At 55.4% G+C, this 16,133-nt stretch carries 18 protein-coding genes; 14 read left to right on the top strand and 4 right to left on the bottom strand.

The window, feature by feature from the left end; all coding sequences use genetic code 11:
* Positions 1-111: 111 nt before the first annotated feature.
* On the top strand, positions 112-1,017 hold the full coding sequence (locus tag ABO_RS12345) for a recombination-associated protein RdgC (protein WP_011589687.1): 906 nt from the start codon (positions 112-114) through the stop codon (positions 1,015-1,017).
* A 91-nt stretch (positions 1,018-1,108) separates the two neighbouring features.
* On the opposite strand, the gene ABO_RS12340 is transcribed toward ABO_RS12345, so the two are convergent.
* Positions 1,109-1,675, bottom strand: a complete 567-nt coding sequence (locus ABO_RS12340) for an ATP-dependent zinc protease family protein (RefSeq protein WP_011589686.1) — start codon at positions 1,673-1,675, stop codon at positions 1,109-1,111.
* 221 nt (positions 1,676-1,896) lie between these two features.
* Between ABO_RS12340 and ABO_RS12335 the strand changes: the two genes are divergently transcribed.
* The 6 genes from ABO_RS12335 to ABO_RS12310 all read left to right on the top strand — a co-directional run bounded on the left by ABO_RS12335 (position 1,897) and on the right by ABO_RS12310 (position 6,595).
* On the top strand, positions 1,897-2,610 hold the full coding sequence (locus tag ABO_RS12335; RefSeq protein WP_035461810.1) for an esterase/lipase family protein: 714 nt from the start codon (positions 1,897-1,899) through the stop codon (positions 2,608-2,610).
* The gene (locus ABO_RS12330; RefSeq protein WP_011589683.1) at positions 2,607-2,822 is read left to right on the top strand and encodes a DUF1653 domain-containing protein; all 216 of its coding nucleotides are present in this window, start codon (positions 2,607-2,609) and stop codon (positions 2,820-2,822) included. The genes ABO_RS12335 and ABO_RS12330 overlap by 4 nt, the downstream gene beginning before the upstream one ends.
* Positions 2,823-3,018: 196 nt before the next feature.
* Entirely contained in the window at positions 3,019-4,371 is a 1,353-nt protein-coding gene (locus ABO_RS12325) for a DEAD/DEAH box helicase (protein ID WP_011589682.1), read from the top strand.
* Positions 4,372-4,631: 260 nt separating this feature from the next.
* The gene (locus ABO_RS12320) at positions 4,632-5,255 is read left to right on the top strand and encodes a paraquat-inducible protein A (RefSeq protein WP_232501271.1); all 624 of its coding nucleotides are present in this window, start codon (positions 4,632-4,634) and stop codon (positions 5,253-5,255) included.
* Complete coding sequence (locus ABO_RS12315; protein WP_011589680.1) at positions 5,245-5,760, top strand: paraquat-inducible protein A; 516 nt, start codon at positions 5,245-5,247, stop codon at positions 5,758-5,760. Before ABO_RS12320 ends, ABO_RS12315 begins: the two co-directional genes overlap by 11 nt.
* Positions 5,753-6,595, top strand: a complete 843-nt coding sequence (locus tag ABO_RS12310) for an intermembrane transport protein PqiB (RefSeq protein ID WP_041705102.1) — start codon at positions 5,753-5,755, stop codon at positions 6,593-6,595. Before ABO_RS12315 ends, ABO_RS12310 begins: the two co-directional genes overlap by 8 nt.
* 127 nt (positions 6,596-6,722) lie before the next feature.
* Here ABO_RS12310 and ABO_RS12305 read toward each other — a convergent pair whose 3' ends face one another.
* A complete protein-coding gene (locus ABO_RS12305) occupies positions 6,723-7,475 on the bottom strand; it encodes an SDR family oxidoreductase (RefSeq protein WP_011589678.1) in 753 nt (250 codons plus the stop codon).
* A gap of 134 nt (positions 7,476-7,609) precedes the next feature.
* A complete protein-coding gene (locus tag ABO_RS12300; protein ID WP_011589677.1) occupies positions 7,610-8,287 on the bottom strand; it encodes a histidine phosphatase family protein in 678 nt (225 codons plus the stop codon).
* 284 nt (positions 8,288-8,571) lie between these two features.
* Between ABO_RS12300 and ABO_RS12295 the strand changes: the two genes are divergently transcribed.
* From ABO_RS12295 to ABO_RS12285, 3 genes are all read left to right on the top strand, one after another.
* Complete coding sequence (locus ABO_RS12295; RefSeq protein WP_011589676.1) at positions 8,572-9,504, top strand: LysR family transcriptional regulator; 933 nt, start codon at positions 8,572-8,574, stop codon at positions 9,502-9,504.
* A 5-nt stretch (positions 9,505-9,509) separates the two neighbouring features.
* A complete protein-coding gene (locus tag ABO_RS14310; RefSeq protein ID WP_011589675.1) occupies positions 9,510-9,734 on the top strand; it encodes a DsbA family protein in 225 nt (74 codons plus the stop codon).
* 357 nt (positions 9,735-10,091) lie between these two features.
* A complete protein-coding gene (locus ABO_RS12285) occupies positions 10,092-10,949 on the top strand; it encodes a hypothetical protein (RefSeq protein WP_041705101.1) in 858 nt (285 codons plus the stop codon).
* Between the two features lie 87 nt (positions 10,950-11,036).
* On the opposite strand, the gene speE is transcribed toward ABO_RS12285, so the two are convergent.
* Positions 11,037-11,897 (bottom strand): polyamine aminopropyltransferase, encoded by an 861-nt coding sequence (speE, locus tag ABO_RS12280; RefSeq protein ID WP_011589673.1) that lies wholly within the window; start codon positions 11,895-11,897, stop codon positions 11,037-11,039.
* 190 nt (positions 11,898-12,087) lie between these two features.
* Between speE and speA the strand changes: the two genes are divergently transcribed.
* The 4 genes from speA to ABO_RS12260 all read left to right on the top strand — a co-directional run bounded on the left by speA (position 12,088) and on the right by ABO_RS12260 (position 16,133).
* Complete coding sequence (speA, locus tag ABO_RS12275; RefSeq protein WP_011589672.1) at positions 12,088-13,968, top strand: biosynthetic arginine decarboxylase; 1,881 nt, start codon at positions 12,088-12,090, stop codon at positions 13,966-13,968.
* Positions 13,969-14,020: 52 nt separating this feature from the next.
* A complete protein-coding gene (locus ABO_RS12270; protein ID WP_011589671.1) occupies positions 14,021-14,365 on the top strand; it encodes a Rieske (2Fe-2S) protein in 345 nt (114 codons plus the stop codon).
* Complete coding sequence (locus ABO_RS12265; RefSeq protein WP_011589669.1) at positions 14,365-14,820, top strand: DUF4112 domain-containing protein; 456 nt, start codon at positions 14,365-14,367, stop codon at positions 14,818-14,820. The genes ABO_RS12270 and ABO_RS12265 overlap by 1 nt, the downstream gene beginning before the upstream one ends.
* Positions 14,821-15,284: 464 nt before the next feature.
* On the top strand, positions 15,285-16,133 hold the full coding sequence (locus ABO_RS12260) for an SDR family NAD(P)-dependent oxidoreductase (protein ID WP_011589668.1): 849 nt from the start codon (positions 15,285-15,287) through the stop codon (positions 16,131-16,133).

Here is a 16,133-nt window from a genome sequence, read left to right as displayed (position 1 = left end):
TGCTTCCCTGCTTGAGCCGCCCTCGGCATTTCGCTACTGTGGCCGACCGGCGTTGGCCGCCCTCATTATCGGCAGTGCATTTTCTCACTGCCCCTGCTTTTGGAAAACTCTATGTGGATCAAGAACCTGACTGTCTTTGTGGGTGAAGAAGCCTTCCCCTGCTCCGTGGCCGAACTGGATGAAATTCTCGACCAGAACCGTTGCCAACCCTGTGGCTCGCAGACGGAGCGCACAGAAGGGTTTGTGCCGCCGCTCAAGGGGCAAGACCCCATGGCCTACGCGGTGGACGGGTTTATTTTTTGCACCTATCAAGAAACCGCTCGCTTGTTGCCTGGGCCGGTGATCAAGGAACTGTTGGATGAAAAAGTGGAGCACATTCAGCAAGAAGAAGGTCGCAAGGTTGGGCGCAAAGAAAAGGCCGATCTTAAAGAGCAGATTACCTTCGAGCTGATGCCTCGGGCTTTTACTCGCTCGCGCCGCACCTCCTTGCTTATCGACACTGAGCGTAAGCGGGTAATGGTGGATTCTTCCTCCGCCAGTCGCGGTGAAGAAGTCATCGCCTGCCTGCGTAAAGCCATCGGCACCCTGCCCGTAGCGTACCCGGCGCCAAACTCGGCCCCTTACACAAGCTTTAGCAATTGGTTGCGCGATACCAAACTGCTGCCGGAAGGCTTCACTCTGGGAGACCGTTGTGAGCTGAAAGGCATCAAGGATGAAGGGGCCGCAGTCAAGTTCACCGCCGTGGACCTAGGGCAGGAAGAAATTCTCGCACACCTGGAAACGGGGATGGTCGCCACCCGTATCAACTTGGCTTGGCAGGATTCGTTAGAACTGGATATCAACGACAAGCTGGAGATCAAGCGTATTAAGGCGCTGGATCTGCTACAGGAAAACATAGATGCACTGGACGCAGAAGACGCGGTAGCCGAATTGCAGGCGCGTATTAGCTTGCAGGGCAAGGTGCTACGCGACGCCATTGACAGCCTGTACGGTTATTTTGAAGTGAATCCGGCGTAACCGCCGTTTCGCAAAGGCTTTGCCCGCGCTCCCCATTCAGGGGCGCGGGTAATGCGTTTAATCATTTGATGACAGCGATGCGCGTTGCTGCTCAGTCCTCAATGTCCTTATCGTCCTGTTGGTCTTTATCCATTTTCACCGGCGAATTCTCATCGCATTGGGGTGAATGCTGGAAGGTCTGTGTCACGTCCAGATAACCCAAGTGAGAAATGGTGCGCCGGCCGAGAAGAACCGGATAAATCATGTCAGACCGGTCATTCAGGGTGAACTGTTCTTCATATACCGTGTTGCCCATGCACACTTTCATTAATACCACCGGACGACGCTCGGTGCCGCCGGCACCCCGAATCACCACTTTACGGTAGCGTGGTTTCTCAAAGGTTTTTTCCACTTTTTTGCCGGTGGCCTCATCCACTACATCCACGGTAAAGCGTACCCAGTCGTCGCCATCTTTCTCGAAAACATCCACATCGGTGGCGTGCAGAGACGAAGTGAGCGCGCCGCTGTCCAGCTTGGTTTTCAATTCCACACCCCAGGGCATCAACATGGACTTTTCCACCCAGCCAAATACGTTCGGGCTGCTAGGGGGGGTAGCCATGGCCATGCCAGTGCTGCTGAGTAATGAGGCAGTAATGAAAGCGATAAATCCTTTTTTCATGGGCGCTCCTTGTTGATAAAAATAGGTTGCGTAAAAGGGTGAGTCGTCCGACCCCGCTGGCAGAGTATGACTGTATTCGCTGCAGACCGTTCCCCGGCAAATCATTGACCGTCTGGCTGCTGCCGGTCGCCAGTCAGCCACCCCCACCCCACTCAGACAGGTTACCATTGTTCCATAATGCGCCGTTGCTAATGGCGCCGGAAACAGCCCGAGGGCCAGTAATGACACCTGTTATCGCACCACCATCAATCAAACTTCTGCTAGGCGAAAGCCGCGCAGCATGGGCCTATGGGCGCTACCTTTTACGGGGCTTGGAGCACAAGCAACTGCCGTTAGGTAAAAGGCAGCCCGTGATTGTTTTGCCCGGTTTTGGGGCCAGCGACTTGAGCACTCGGCCCTTGCGCATGGCCCTGGGTAAGCTGGGGTATAACGTGTATGGCTGGGCCCAGGGCACGAATCTGGGCATGAATAGCAAACGTAAAAACCTGTTAGTTACCCAGTTGCAAGAAATCAGCGCGCGGCACCAGCAACCGGTCGCGCTAGTAGGTTGGAGCTTGGGCGGAGTGTTTGCTCGGGAACTGGCGCGGGCCTTTCCTGATCTGGTGAGTCAGGTCTTTACTCTGGGTAGCCCTATCAATGGCGATCCAGACGCCAATAATGTGTCCACGCTTTTTAGTTGGTTCAATCCGAATCGACCTCCAACCGACAGGGAGGCCTTTAACCAACGCATTGCGGCCCCACCCGTGCCGTGCACAGCCATCTTTACCCGTGAAGACGGCATCGTGGCTTGGCAGTGCAGCCAGGAAGAAAGCGGGCCAATGACTGAAAATGTGGAAGTGCAGGGTACCCATGTGGGGCTACCGTGGAATCCTCAAGTGCTGGCGGCCATTGCCGAGCGTTTGCCGCGCAGCCCGCTACCAGGAGATGTGCCATGAGCGAGTTGCAACCCGGTCGTTACCGGCACTTCAAAGGTAACGAATACCAAGTGCTTGGCTTGGCAACCCATTCTGAGACCGGCGAAACCGTGGTGGTTTACCACCCGCTCTACGGGGATCAGGCCCTGTGGGTGCGCCCATTGGCCATGTTTATCGAGACCGTAGAGCGAGATGGCAAAGTGCAGCCCCGCTTTGCTCGGGTGGGGGATTGAGCAGAAAGGAGAGCATTCAAAGTAGAAAGGCGTGGGCAGGGCTGTTGGCGTGGCGCCCGGCCTTCCATGTGGCCAGCGCGAAGCAATAACCGTTCAGGCCCGGGTTGCACCGATCACTGTGTTTCCACGTTTAACGGTGAACTTTCAACGGCTCTGGATGCTACAATGTTCGCCTTATTCATGGAGTTAGCCTGTTATGTCTTCGTTTGCCGACCTGAACCTGCATGAGCGCTTAATCAAGGCGCTTGGTGAGCTGGAAATTACCACCCCGACCCCTGTTCAGACGGCAGCCATTCCTGCGGCGCTTGAAGGCCGCGATTTGCGTGTAGTGGCCCGCACCGGTAGCGGTAAAACCGCGGCATTTTTGCTGCCCATGCTGCATCAGCTGCTCCAATATTCCCGCCCGCGTACCGACACCCGCGCCTTGATTCTGTTGCCCACTCGCGAGTTGGCCCAGCAGACCCTCAAGCAAGTAGAAGCGCTAGGCCGTTATACCTTCATTAAAGCCGAGCTGCTCACCGGCGGTGAAGACTTCAAAGTGCAGGCGGCCAAAATGCGCAAGAACCCGGAAATTCTTATTGGCACCCCGGGGCGCCTCATCGAGCATCTAGATGCCGGCAACCTGCTTTTGCAGGATCTGGAAATGCTGGTGTTGGATGAATCCGATCGCATGCTCGACATGGGCTTCAACGACGACGTGCTGCGCCTGGCCGCGGAATGCCGGCCCGAGCGGCAGACCCTGTTGTTCTCCGCCACCACGGGCGGTAACGCCATGGAAAACATGATCAGCAGTGTGCTTCGCGACCCCCGCTCGCTGGTGCTCGATTCCGTGCGTGACCTGAATGAATCTGTGAGCCAGCAGATCATCACTGCCGACGATGTGAAGCACAAAGAACGGTTAGTGCAATGGCTGCTAGCCAATGAAACCTATGATAAAGCGGTAGTGTTCACCAATACCCGTGAACAAGCCGATCGGCTTTGCGGTGTGCTGGTGGCCTCTAACCTGAAAGTGTTTGTGCTGCACGGCGAGAAAGATCAGAAAGATCGCAAGCTGGCCATGGATCGTCTTAAAACCGGCGCCGTGAAAGTGCTGGTCGCCACAGACGTGGCTGCCCGAGGTATCCACGTGGATAACCTGGACTTGGTGATCAACTTCGACATGCCTCGCAGTGGCGACGAGTACGTGCATCGTATTGGTCGCACCGGGCGAGTGGGGGGGGAAGGCACCGCAATTTCCCTGATTGCCGCCCACGAATGGAATTTGATGGCGAGTATTCAACGTTACCTGCGTCAAAATTTTGAATACCGCTTGGTGGAAGCCCTGCGGGGCAACTTCCTGGGGCCGAAAAACCTGAAATCCAACGGTAAGGCTGCCGGTAATAAAAAGAAAAAAATGAAGAAAAAAGAAGATGCTAAAAAAGGTATCAAGAAATCCGGAGCCAAGAAAAACGCCGCTAAACCCAAGCGCAATGCCAGGCCGCCGAGCCAAGACACCAAAGGCGGGTTTGCCACAGTGAAGCGCAAAAAGACCCCCGGTCCCCTAGATTGATAACGTAACTAGATTGAGAGCGTGAAAAGGCACTACGCCTAGCATCGTTTTATAAATCCAAGAGGCCGCGCCCTAAAAATTGAGCGCGGCCTTTTTTGTTTGAAATCCATAAAACACGGAGCCTGTTTCCACCTTAAACGGGGTTTATAAAACCCCGTAAAATTCCGCCTCTCGTTCACGTTCTTTCCGCACAGGGGAAGGCATTCTGGTACGGTTATTGGCTGGAGCTAGCGGTGTCCGAGCTTAGGGGAGGGGAGTTGATGTCTACTGATGCGTTGCAGTGCCCGGATTGCGGTACTCAGCTTGCTGCGCCTTCCCAGCCCCAGCGCGCCCGTGGCACATGGCGCTGCCCTCGCTGCGAGTGCCAGTTAAGTGGCGCCTGGACCTTGCGCCCAGATTCTTTGCTTGCGCTAACGGTGACCACCTCTGTGTTGTGGTTGCCCGCCCTGATTCTGCCGTTAATGCGTTTGGAAAACCTGGGCTTGGACCGTGAAGCCAGCCTGCTGGATTGTGTACTGCGCCTCATGCAAGGCATCTACCTTCCGGTGGGCCTATTGCTGCTGTTTACCCTGGTGCTTATGCCGCTGTTAAATTTATTGTCAGTGGGGCGTCTGTTATGGGCGGCCCGTACCGATACGCCTGCGGCGACATCGCTAGCTCCGTTTTGGATGAAGGCGTATCGGCACAGCCGGGAATGGGCGATGACGGATATTTTTCTGCTCGGCATTCTTATCGCCATGACCAAGCTGGGTGATATGGCCACAGTGACCCCCGGTGCGGGCTTGTTCTGCTTGGTGGTGGCGGTGTTGTTGCGTCTTATTGTGGAAACCTTGGCACAACCGGATCAGCTGCAACGGCTGCTGGAGGCACGGCATGGCCACTGAGGCGACCCCAGGCCATCGGCCATTGGCCTGGGCATTATTGATCGCGGCTGTGGTGTGGCTGGTGCCCGCAAATTTGCTGCCCATCATGACCGTTATCGAAACCGGCAAAGGAAAAGCCAGCACTATTGCCGATGGTATTTGGCAATTGTTTGAAGCCGGCATGCCCGGCATTGCCATTATTGTGTTCATTGCCAGCTTACTGGTGCCGTTCTTTAAAGTGCTGGTATTGGCCGTAATCTACTGGCGCGTTCCCCACGAAAGTAATCCACGCACCAGTACCCGCGCCTATCGTTTGGTGTATTGGATTGGCCGCTGGTCCATGCTCGATGTGTTCGTGGTGGCATTACTGGCAGCGGTAGTGGAATTCGGCAATTTGGCCCGAGTGGAACCGGGGCCGGGAATTCTCGCCTTTGCATTGGCCGTGGTGCTGACCATGTTGTCTGCCCATGCCTTTTCGCCCCAACAATTATGGATCCAAAACCCTGACGGAGCAGACCATGGATAGCCCCGAAGTGAAACACTCCCGCTGGCCTTCCCCCATTTGGTTAGTGCCCTTGGTGAGCCTGCTAGTGGCCGGCTGGTTGCTGTACGACCAGTTGCTACAGCGTGATGTGCAAATTGAAATCACCTTTGATAACGGAGCAGGCATCAAGCCAGGGGTTGATCTTCGCTACCGGGGCGTGCCTGTGGGTAGCGTAGATAAAATCGTACTCAGCGACGATCTGAATCATGTCACGGTCCATGCTAGCTTGAATCGTGATGCGGAAAAGCTGGCCCGGGAGAAAAGCCGTTTCTGGATTGTAGAGCCGGAACTGGGCATCGCGGGTGCGCGTAATCTGGACACCCTGGTATCGGGAAAATACATCGCGGTGTCGCCGGGTGAGGGGGAGCCGGTAAAGGAATTTGACGGGCTGGAAACACCCCCTGAGCAGCAGCCCAACCTGGGTCTCAGAGTCACCCTGGTGGCCAAGCAGCTGGGCTCCTTGAAAAAAGGCCGGCATATTTACTACCGCGATGTACAAGTGGGCACCATTGGTGAAAGTGAGTTAAGTCAGGGCGGCCGCTTTGTGGAAGTTCAGGCCATTATTGAGCCGAAATACACCCGGTTAGTGCGCAGCAATACCCGCTTTTGGAATAGCTCCGGGCTGAGCGTCGATGTGGGATTATTCAAAGGTGCGCAAATCCAAGCCAGCTCTCTGGAAAACCTGTTACGCGGTGGCATCAGCTTTGCCACGCCAACAGAGGCGGGGCCCTTAGCCAAAGAGGGCGAGCGATTTGACCTTTACAGCCAGCCAGAAGATGACTGGCAAGAATGGGCACCGATTATGAAGTGGAAATAACCGTAGCAAAGGCAAGCTGCAACAGGGCATCGTGTTGCCGTTGTGATACGCAAGAGGCCGCGCCTAATGTTTGGCGCGGCCTCTTGCGTTGGTAAAGCGAAAAGCCTGCAGCGTGGCACGCCGCTTACTACATAATCTTGCCGACCATTTTTAGCGGCAAGGTGCGCATGGCGAAGCCGAGTGGCCCCCAGGGCCAGCTAGGTACGGAGGCATTTTTGCCTTCTTTCTCTATGGCCTTAACCAGCGCCTTGCAGCCGGTTTCAGTGTCCACCATAAAGGGCGTGTTTTTCAGTTTTTCGTTGATCTCGGTGCGAATAAAACCCGGAAAAATAGTGGTTACATTGATAGGCGAATCTTGTAATTCCATTTGCAGGCCTTCCGCTAGCATGGCCACGCCGGCCTTGGTGGCCGCATAGGTGGTCAAATTTTTCTTCATGCCGCGCATGGCGCTAATGGAAGAAATCATTACCAGGTGGCCACTGTCCTGGGCGCGGAAAATTTCCATGGCCGCTTCGGCCTGGGCCAGGGCAGCAACAAAGTTGGTTTCAGCGGTTTGCCGGTTGGCATAGAAATAACCGGTGCCCAAGGGTTGGCCCTTGCCCATGCCCGCGTTAACGATGATGCGATCGATGCCGGCCATTTCCGTACGGAAAGCATCGAACACCGCAAACACTTGGTCGTAGTCGTTCACGTCCAGCGGCTTAATCAGCACCTTGATGCCGGGATGTTTTTCTTCCAGCTCGGCCTTCAACACTTCCAGCCGATCCATACGCCGAGCGCACAACGCCAAGTTGCGGCCCATGGCGGCAAACAGGCGCGCCATGCCTTCGCCAAGCCCTGAGCTGGCGCCAGTGATGAGAATGTTTTGACGTGTCGGCATTGTTTTCTCCGCTCGGTGTCGTGTTGCTCGAATGAAAGTAAGCTCAACAGTTAAAATTGAAACACGGTTTCACGGTGTAGCCCTCGGCTATGCTTGTGCCGCGTGTTTCACACGTTGAACTTTCCGCTTGTTCTTTATCGATAAGTTACTTGATCGCTCGGCAGGTGCAGGTGCTCATTTACCGACACTAGCCGCAACGTGCCTGCATTCACAAGTACCCGAGTCACACTGGTATTAATCAGGTTACGGTTATAAGTAATTAGCGCTTCGTTATCCAGGGCCATTAGCTGTTGAATAATCACGCTGATGGCGCCGCCGGAAGTGAATACCAAGGCGCTGTCGCCGCTGCTTAAGCTGTTACCCAAGCTGTAGGTGCTGGCCAGCACACGCTCACGAAAGGCGGGCCAGGTTTCGTTGTAGTCACCTTCACCTCGCTGCCAGCGGCGCAGGGCCTGCTCAAAGCGGGCCTGGAAAACCTTGCGCGGCTGTTGCTGCTCCGCCAGCCAAGCGGTGAGCGCGGGGCGGTCGGTGGCCAGGGGCCAGTCGACGGCCAGCAGCTCTTCGTGGTTGTACTCATTAAAACCGGTGTCGGTGTGCCATTCTTTGGGTAGGCCCAGCTCGCCCAGGGTGGCCTCTGCGGTTTCCCTGTGGCGGCGCATGGTGCCACAGAGGGCACGGGGGAGGCCCAGCATCTGGTTTTGTAGGGCGCGCCCAAGAAGCCGGCTTTGTTCCCAGCCCGGCTCAGAAAGTTGGTCGTAATCTTCTTTGCCAAAGCTGGCGTGGCCGTGGCGTATAAGGTAAATCACCGGCATACATCAGTGCTCTTTTTCTGTTCAGGTTGTTTCCATTAACGTTGCAGGCGCCCGGCGCTTTTTCGCATCATCCGGTTGAACACAAACGGCATGAGCCGCTTTATCCAAGGCGGGCGGCCGCTTTCGTGGGGCGGCAGGAAAAATAGATGTTTAGCCGCTTCGAGCTGCATTATTTAGCCAATCCGTATCCGTAGGCCAGCCGCCAGCACTTATCCATTGACCGATGCTAGAGAGCGCGTTTCAATAAATCCAATGAATCATGGCAATTATTTTGGATAAGTTTCATGCATGTTTCGCGATTCGACCTGAACCTTTTCGTGGTCTTCGACGCCATCTATACCGAAGGGTCGCTGACCCGCGCTGCCAAGGTGCTCAACCTCACCCAGCCAGCGGTTAGCCATGCCTTGGCGCGCTTGCGCGCCCGCCTAAACGACCCGCTATTTGTTCGCCAGGGCAGCCGCATGGTACCCACCGCTCGGGCTCGGGCCATGGTGAGCCCGGTGCGCCACGCGCTGGGCGGTTTTCAGCGTTGCCTCAGTGAAGAGGGCGGCTTCGATGCCAGTGAAGCGGAGCGTACGTTTGTATTGGGCCTGCGCGATGGGCTGGAAGCGCGGTTGCTGCCCGCCTTGATGAGCCAGTTTATGGATGAAGCGCCGGGCATCAAACTGCAATCGTTAACCGTGAGCCGCCGGCAAATGGCCACGGAACTGGCCAGTGGTCGGCTGGATTTAGCCTGCGATGTGATGCTGGCGCTGCCCGAAGCCATTGAGCATCAGGTGGTATTGGAAGGGCCGCTGGTGGTGCTGATGCGTGAATCGCACCCGTTGGCCCAGGGCATGGACCTGCCCGATTATCTCGCCGCCCAGCATGTGCTGGTGTCATCCCGCCGCGAAGGGCCGGGGTTGGAAGATTTCGGCCTGGCACGGCAAGGCTATCGCCGGCACATTCGTTTGCGCTGCCAGCATTACCAGGCCGCGTTGAGCACCGTGCAACAAACCGACTTGCTGCTCACTATGCCCGCCAGCCTGGCCGGGCAGCTGAGCGATCAGGGGCTGGTATGGAAGCCGTTCCCTGGGGGATTGCCGGGGCTGGAAATGCACCTGTATTGGCACCGCGACCAGAGTGCCGACCCGGCTCACAGTTGGCTGCGCCAACGGGTGCTGGCGCAACTGGAAGTCATGCAAAACGACATTCAGCTCAGCGCCTCTGCTGTGTAGAGGCTTTGTCGGACGCGAACGAAATCACCTGCGGGCTCAACGAGGCGGGTCTGGATGCGCAAGTCTGGCTGGATCAAGCTGATACCGGCGAAGTGAAAGAGAAGCTCAAGCTGAACACTGAGGCCGCCGTCAAACGTGGATTGTTCGGCGCACCGACGATGTTCGTGGGCAACGAAATGTTCTTCGGACAGGGTCGACTGGATTTTGTTGAAGAAGAAGTAAAAAAATAGCTGTAAGGAAAAGCCTGGGACCCTAAGAGATGTTTCGGGCTTTTTTATGTGCTTGAAGCTGTCGCCTTCCTCTTCATCAAATTAAGCATGGACTATATGGCCTGCCACCTTCTTCCGCTAACTAATCTGGGGGCTAACAAGGAATAGATTTCGTTATGTTCATTTATTTGTTTTGCCGGGTTGTGTAGATTCGGGGTTAGATATCAACTAAAACTAGTTGATTGTTGTTTTCGCTACGACATATAGGAATATATATTTTTAACTTTTAAAAACATATGGGATTTTTTCATTCAGGAGTTTCAGTCTGCATTGTAATGGGCTGTTAATCGGATGGTGGAATTTAAAGGAGCTTGTTTGATGACATGGTCAGAAGGTTACTGGGATATAATTAACGAGCTTTACTGGGTGCCATCATATTTGGGATTGAAATCTATCCCTAAGCGTCATTGGACGGTAGAGGGCAATATGGTTTGCGTCCCGAAATCCATGACAAACCCTTCTGGGCCATTATACAGGAGAGTGCGGTCTGGAGATGACTATGAAGCTTTTATTCGGCGTCAGGAAGAAACCTTTAATCATATATTGAATTTGACGTTATCAATACTTCCCGGTGAAGTTGTGGCTGAAATATTTGGTCCTGTTGCGAATTTTAGTGTGCCCGGCGATTTGAAGGTTTTGGGTAAGTCTATTTCGAATAGATATTCCTGGATTGCAGGAGCTAACGCGACGACCCCCGATGCTTTTCTTCTCTCCGAGTCATGTATTTTTGCAATTGAGATAAAATTTAATGCAAAAACATCGCTGGATCAATTGGCGAAATATGTAGCTCTTATTGCTGGTGAAGAAATTCAGAACGGGAAGCGAGATTTTGTAAATTTATTATTCGTTTATCCGTTAAAAGCAAATGAAAAATTTATTTCGCAAACAAATATTAATCCTGTTGATATTGGGCCCCGGTATTTTGATATGTTGTCTGATAGCGTGGGTAATGCTCGAGTAAAAAGTTTGTATTTGTCAGAGCAAGAATCAATAAGGGATACTCTTTCAAGGTTGAACGTTAGGTGCATTACTTGGCAAGATCTTTATGGTCAAATTATTTCATTTATGGAGAAGCTTGGGGAAAGTAATGGAGATAAAACTTTGTTTCGGCTTCTTTCTGGGTTGGCATCAGAAATATTATTCCATCCGTTGTCTTGCGTTGATGAGAAGGCATGATTGTGAAGTCTCCCGTTTCCCAAAAGTCTTCTTCATAAAAATGCCCTTGCTTCCAGCGAAGACAAGGGCATTTTTTTAACGTTCAATTCAGCGCTTAATCGCCGCTTCCATAAACGGCGGCATCACCAACGCCCCTTTATGAATCGCCGCTGAATAGTAGCGGGTATCAAACCCTTTGCCGGTGGCATCGGCTTCCCGGAAGCGGCTCACGTCGGTGTTTTTTCCCGCCAGGGTGCAGCTCCACCAGCCGCTGGGGTACACCGGCTGCGGGAAGGGCAGGGTTTGGGTGGTGGTGAAGCCCGCTTCGCGCATGTTGGTATGCAGGTCTTTAATGATGGTGTCGCTGTGCAGCAGCGGGGATTCAGATTGCTGCACGATGATGCCGCCGTCGGCCAGCACGCGGTGGCAATCGCGGAAGAAGTCGGCTTTGAACAAACCTTCCGCCGGGCCCACCGGGTCAGTGGAATCGACGATGATCACGTCCACGCTGCCGTCTTCACAGTTGCGCATGTATTGCACGCCATCTTCGAACAATAGCTCGGCACGGCTGTCATCGTTGGACTCGCACAATTCTGGGAAGTATTTCTCGGAATAGCGGGTGACCATTTCGTCGATGTCGATCTGGGTGGCTTTTTCCACGCTCGGATGACGCAGCACTTCACGCAGGGTGCCGCAGTCGCCGCCACCAATAATGATGACGCGCTTGGGGCTGGCATGGCTGAACAGTACCGGGTGCGACATCATCTCGTGGTAGAGAAAGTTGTCGCGGGTGGAAAGCATGGTGGCGCCATCGATGGTCATCAGGTAACCGAAGGTGTCGGTTTCCCACATCTCGATGTGCTGGTACTCGGTTTGTACTTCTTCCAGCTTTTGTTTCAGGCGCAGGCCGAAGGCAGTGCCAGCGGAGTCGAAGTGCTCGTAAAACCAGTTTTTTGTGGTGCTGCTCATGGGCGATTCCGGTGGCTGGGAGCGGGCGGGCTCCGTGGTGGACAATAGGGGCGATTGTAAGACCAGAACGGCTCCTGTGAAAGCATGAAAAATGGGTGCTAGCGCGGCCTTCCGGCAGGCATAATGGCGACCATTAACCGCATGATGGCCTGCCCGCGTGTTGCGTGCAGGCGTTTTTTCAGGACCCGCAATGACCGATAACTCTCCCGTACCCGCCAGCGATATCTATAACGTGGATCGTTGGGGCGACAGTTACTTCCGTATCGACGGCCAGGGCCAGCTGTGTGTGCGCCCCAATGGCGAGCAAGGCGGCCAAGCCACGCTGGAAGCGGTGCTGGAACGCTGCCGGGCGGCTGGCCTGCGGGCGCCGGTGCTGGCGCGCTTCTCTGGCATTTTGCGCCAACGGGTGAAGCTGCTGGCGGGCGCCTTTCGGGAGGCTATCGAGGGGCACCAGTATCAGGGTGACTACACGCCGGTGTACCCGATTAAGGTGAACCAGCAGCGCCGGGTGGTGCACGAAATCCTCCGTGCCCGCGATGACGGCGAGCGGGTAGGGCTGGAAGCCGGTTCCAAGCCCGAGTTGTTGGCGGTGCTGGCATTGTCCAACCCCGGCGACACCATTGTCTGCAATGGCTACAAGGATGCGGAATACCTGCGTTTGGCGTTGATGGGCGAAAAGCTGGGGTTCCATGTGCAGATCGTGGTGGAAAAAACCTCCGAGCTGCCGGCGCTGCTGGCACTGGCCGATGAACTGGGGGTGTCGCCGCGCATTGGCCTGCGGGTACGGCTGATGAGTATCAGCAAGGGTAACTGGCAGAACACCGGCGGTGAAAAATCCAAGTTTGGTTTGAGTGCGCCGCAGCTGATGGCGGCCATTGAGCATTGCCGCGCCGCCGGGCGGCTGGACTGCGTGAAGCTGCTGCATTTTCACTTGGGCTCCCAGGTGGCCAATATTCAGGATATTAAAGCGGGCATGCGCGAAGCGGCCCGTTACTACACCGAGATGCGCGCCTTGGGCGCGGCGGTGGAAACCGTGGATGTGGGCGGCGGCCTGGGGGTGGACTATGAAGGCACCCATTCTCGTTCTTACTGCTCCATGAATTATGGGGTGGCCGATTACGCCCGCCATATTGTGCAGACCCTGCAACAGCAATGTGCGGAGCACGGCGTGCCGGAGCCGCATATTATTTCCGAATCCGGCCGCGCGCTGACCGCCCACCATGCAGTGTTGCTGGTGAATATCACCGACCAGGAACAGATGGCGCCGGTGGCGGTGGATGCACCCACCGAGCATGATGCGCCGGAGCTGCAGCAGCTGTGGGGCCTGCAACAGGTGTTGGCCGGCGAGCCGGGCAACCTGCTGGAGCGTTTCTCGGAAGTGGCCGGCGCCTGGCAGGATATTCACCAGCGCTATATTGCAGGCGAGTTAGGGCTGGCGGCGCGGGCGCGGGGCGAGCAGTTATACATCAACTGCCTGCTGGCGTTGCGTGGCCGCCTGAATCCGTTGCGCAAACAGCAGCGGGCGCTGCTGGATAGCCTTAACGAAACCCTGGCGGACAAGTTGTTCGTGAATTTCTCAGTGTTCCAATCGGTGCCGGATGTGTGGGGCATTAATCAGGTGTTCCCGGTGTTGCCGCTCTCCGGTTTGGATAAACCGGCGACCCGCCGTGCGGTGATTCAGGACATTACCTGTGATTCCGATGGCCGCATCGACCAGTTTGTGGATGGTGAAGGGGTGGAAGCCACCCTGCCGCTGCCGGAACAGCTCAACGGCCACCTGGGCATTTTTATGGTGGGCGCTTACCAGGAAATCCTTGGCGACATGCATAACCTGTTCGGGGATACGGATTCCGTGGATGTGGATGTGGATGCGCAGGGCAATATCGTGCTGGACCACGCCATTCAAGGCGATACGGTGAGCTCGGTGTTACGCTACGTGAATTACGACCCGGACCGGCTATTGGCGTCTTTGGAGCAGCATTGTCGCCAAGCGCATTTAAGCGCAGCGGAACAAGATGGCTTCATCGAACTGGTACGCGAAGGGTTGGGCGGGTATACCTATTTGGAATGAATGAGTTGAACGTTCAACTCATTACTGATTCTCAGCCAGCAAGGAGACCACCATGCGTTATGAACTCTGTGCCAGCCAAGATTTACCGGAAGGACAAAGCCGCGCCATGAAGGCGGGGGACACCAAGCTGGTGGTGTACCACCTGAGTGATGGCTTCTATGCCACTCAGGCCCGTTGTAGCCATATGTTTGTGTCGCTGGGCAAAGGCAAAATTCTTAAAGATCAGTGTGTGCAGTGCCCGCTGCACCGGGCCAAGTTTGATATCCGCACCGGTGCCGTCACCGAGTGGGCGAACTTCCCGCCGGGGGTGCAAATACTGAATGTGGTGCGGGGCGAGAAAGCCCTGGAAACTTGGCCGGTAACGGAAGAAGGCGGCCAGCTGTACGTGGAGATCTAATGGCAAATCGGAGCAAGGCGCAGCAGCAAGCCGCGCTGGAGCGGTTGGAAAAATTCAGCCGCTTCACTGACAGCAGTATTGGCATTCCCTTCACCAAGTTTCAAATTGGCGCCGAGGCGATTATTGGTTTGGTGCCGATAGTCGGTGATGCGGCAGGCCTAGTGCTTGGCAGCTATGTGCTGGTGGAGGCCCAGCGGGCCGGCGCCAGTAAGGGCGTGAAGCTGCGTATGCTGCGCAACATGGGCATCGACTTCTTGGGTGGCTTGCTGCCGGTGGTAGGCGATGCCTTTGATGCGATTTACAAAGCCAATACCCGTAACACCCAGCTGCTGAGAAACTACCTGGAAAAGCAGCTGGAAGTGGAGCCGCCGCCACCGCCGTTCCCGTGGTGGACACTGGTCTGGCTGACGGTGCTATTTGCCGTGATTACTGGCGGCCTGACCCTGATTTTGTGATCGATAACCGGCGCGCCTGCGCCGGTTTTTTTGCGCTGCCTGGTGCGCTAATAGCGGCGGTGCTGCTGCATAATCAGGCGACCTGAAACTGCCTTGTTTGTGTGCGCTTACTATCTATGAGAGCCTTTAAAGTCGGGCTTTCCTCTTTCGTCGCTCTTCTCTGGCTGGGCCGGGCCTTAGCGGCATAACAATCCGAATTGAACCCGAACAAGCATTCGCTTTATCGTGCCATTAATTCATTCGCGCCGAAAACCGGGGAAACCCCCCGCAGGCCTCCCGCTGGCATATGAATTCCACTTTGTATGTTAGGGGGCTCGATGCTGTTTTTTACGATGCCGCGCTTGCCACTGTGTACTTTAAGACGCGGAATCTGATTAAGGCATGGGTGCCGACACTGCGAGCGTGATGTTGCCGGTGCGCCTGTTTAATCGAGCGTGTCGCCATAACCTGTTGAGATAATCGTAATGATGAATTTTTTGAAGCAGCGTTTTATCAAGCCCAGTAAAAATGCCTATGCGGTGGTGACCGGCGCCGGTAGTGGTATCGGTCGCAGCTTTGCACTGGAGCTGGGCAAGCGCGGTGGCGCGGTGGTCTGTGCCGATGTGAATCTGAAGGCTGCCGAAGAAACGGTGGCGTTACTGAACGCGCAGGGCGCGAAGGGGTTTGCCGTTCACTGTGACGTGGGCGATGCCAAGCAGGTCGCTGCCTTGGCCGAAAAATCCGCAGCGTTGCTGGGGCACCCGGTAACCCTGGTCGTCAACAACGCCGGCGTTGGTCTGGGGGGCATGTTCGATGAGCTGAGCCTGGAAGACTGGCAGTGGTGCATGCATGTGAATCTGTGGGGCGTGATCAACGGGTGCCATTATTTTGTACCCGGTTTCAAGACGCAGGGGCACGGCGCCATTATCAATGTGGCGTCTGCGGCGTCGTACACAGCGGCGCCAGAAATGAGCGCCTATAACGTGAGCAAGGCAGGGGTACGTGCCCTGTCTGAAACCCTGTTTTCGGAATTGGCCAAGGATAATATTCGGGTGAATGTGCTGTGCCCGACACTGGTGCCCACCAATATTATTAAGAATGGCCGTATCCCCGACCGGTACGCCAAGCTGGCGGATCATGCGCTAATGAACTACGCCATGACCACCAGTGAGAGCGTGGCCAAGCTGACCCTGAACCGCCTGGATAAGGGCGAGCTGTACACCACCCCCCAGGTGGACGCCAAACTGTTTTGGATAATGAAGCGGGCGTCGCCCCGTCTTTACGCCAAGTTCATGAGTTTCTCTTACCGCTTTGTTCGCACCAAGGAGGCATAA

It is taken from the genome of Alcanivorax borkumensis SK2 (genome assembly GCF_000009365.1).
GTDB classification, from domain to species: domain Bacteria; phylum Pseudomonadota; class Gammaproteobacteria; order Pseudomonadales; family Alcanivoracaceae; genus Alcanivorax; species Alcanivorax borkumensis.
The sequence above is the reverse complement of the archived record's forward strand: the minus strand, read 5'-3'. Positions and strand labels throughout refer to the sequence as shown.

Excerpts from the sequence above, each read along its gene's own strand:
- ABO_RS12345 (WP_011589687.1), top strand. The coding sequence starts at position 112 with ATGTGGATCAAGAACCTGACTGTCTTTGTGGGTGAAGAAGCCTTCCCC.
- speA (WP_011589672.1), top strand. The coding sequence starts at position 12,088 with ATGACCGATAACTCTCCCGTACCCGCCAGCGATATCTATAACGTGGAT.
- ABO_RS12310 (WP_041705102.1), top strand. The coding sequence starts at position 5,753 with ATGGATAGCCCCGAAGTGAAACACTCCCGCTGGCCTTCCCCCATTTGG.
- ABO_RS12295 (WP_011589676.1), top strand. The coding sequence starts at position 8,572 with ATGCATGTTTCGCGATTCGACCTGAACCTTTTCGTGGTCTTCGACGCC.
- ABO_RS12315 (WP_011589680.1), top strand. The coding sequence starts at position 5,245 with ATGGCCACTGAGGCGACCCCAGGCCATCGGCCATTGGCCTGGGCATTA.
- ABO_RS12270 (WP_011589671.1), top strand. The coding sequence starts at position 14,021 with ATGCGTTATGAACTCTGTGCCAGCCAAGATTTACCGGAAGGACAAAGC.
- ABO_RS12305 (WP_011589678.1), bottom strand. The coding sequence starts at position 7,475 with ATGCCGACACGTCAAAACATTCTCATCACTGGCGCCAGCTCAGGGCTT.
- ABO_RS12260 (WP_011589668.1), top strand. The coding sequence starts at position 15,285 with ATGATGAATTTTTTGAAGCAGCGTTTTATCAAGCCCAGTAAAAATGCC.
- ABO_RS12330 (WP_011589683.1), top strand. The coding sequence starts at position 2,607 with ATGAGCGAGTTGCAACCCGGTCGTTACCGGCACTTCAAAGGTAACGAA.
- ABO_RS12325 (WP_011589682.1), top strand. The coding sequence starts at position 3,019 with ATGTCTTCGTTTGCCGACCTGAACCTGCATGAGCGCTTAATCAAGGCG.
- ABO_RS12320 (WP_232501271.1), top strand. The coding sequence starts at position 4,632 with ATGTCTACTGATGCGTTGCAGTGCCCGGATTGCGGTACTCAGCTTGCT.
- ABO_RS12265 (WP_011589669.1), top strand. The coding sequence starts at position 14,365 with ATGGCAAATCGGAGCAAGGCGCAGCAGCAAGCCGCGCTGGAGCGGTTG.
- ABO_RS12285 (WP_041705101.1), top strand. The coding sequence starts at position 10,092 with ATGACATGGTCAGAAGGTTACTGGGATATAATTAACGAGCTTTACTGG.
- ABO_RS12300 (WP_011589677.1), bottom strand. The coding sequence starts at position 8,287 with ATGCCGGTGATTTACCTTATACGCCACGGCCACGCCAGCTTTGGCAAA.
- ABO_RS12340 (WP_011589686.1), bottom strand. The coding sequence starts at position 1,675 with ATGAAAAAAGGATTTATCGCTTTCATTACTGCCTCATTACTCAGCAGC.
- speE (WP_011589673.1), bottom strand. The coding sequence starts at position 11,897 with ATGAGCAGCACCACAAAAAACTGGTTTTACGAGCACTTCGACTCCGCT.
- ABO_RS12335 (WP_035461810.1), top strand. The coding sequence starts at position 1,897 with ATGACACCTGTTATCGCACCACCATCAATCAAACTTCTGCTAGGCGAA.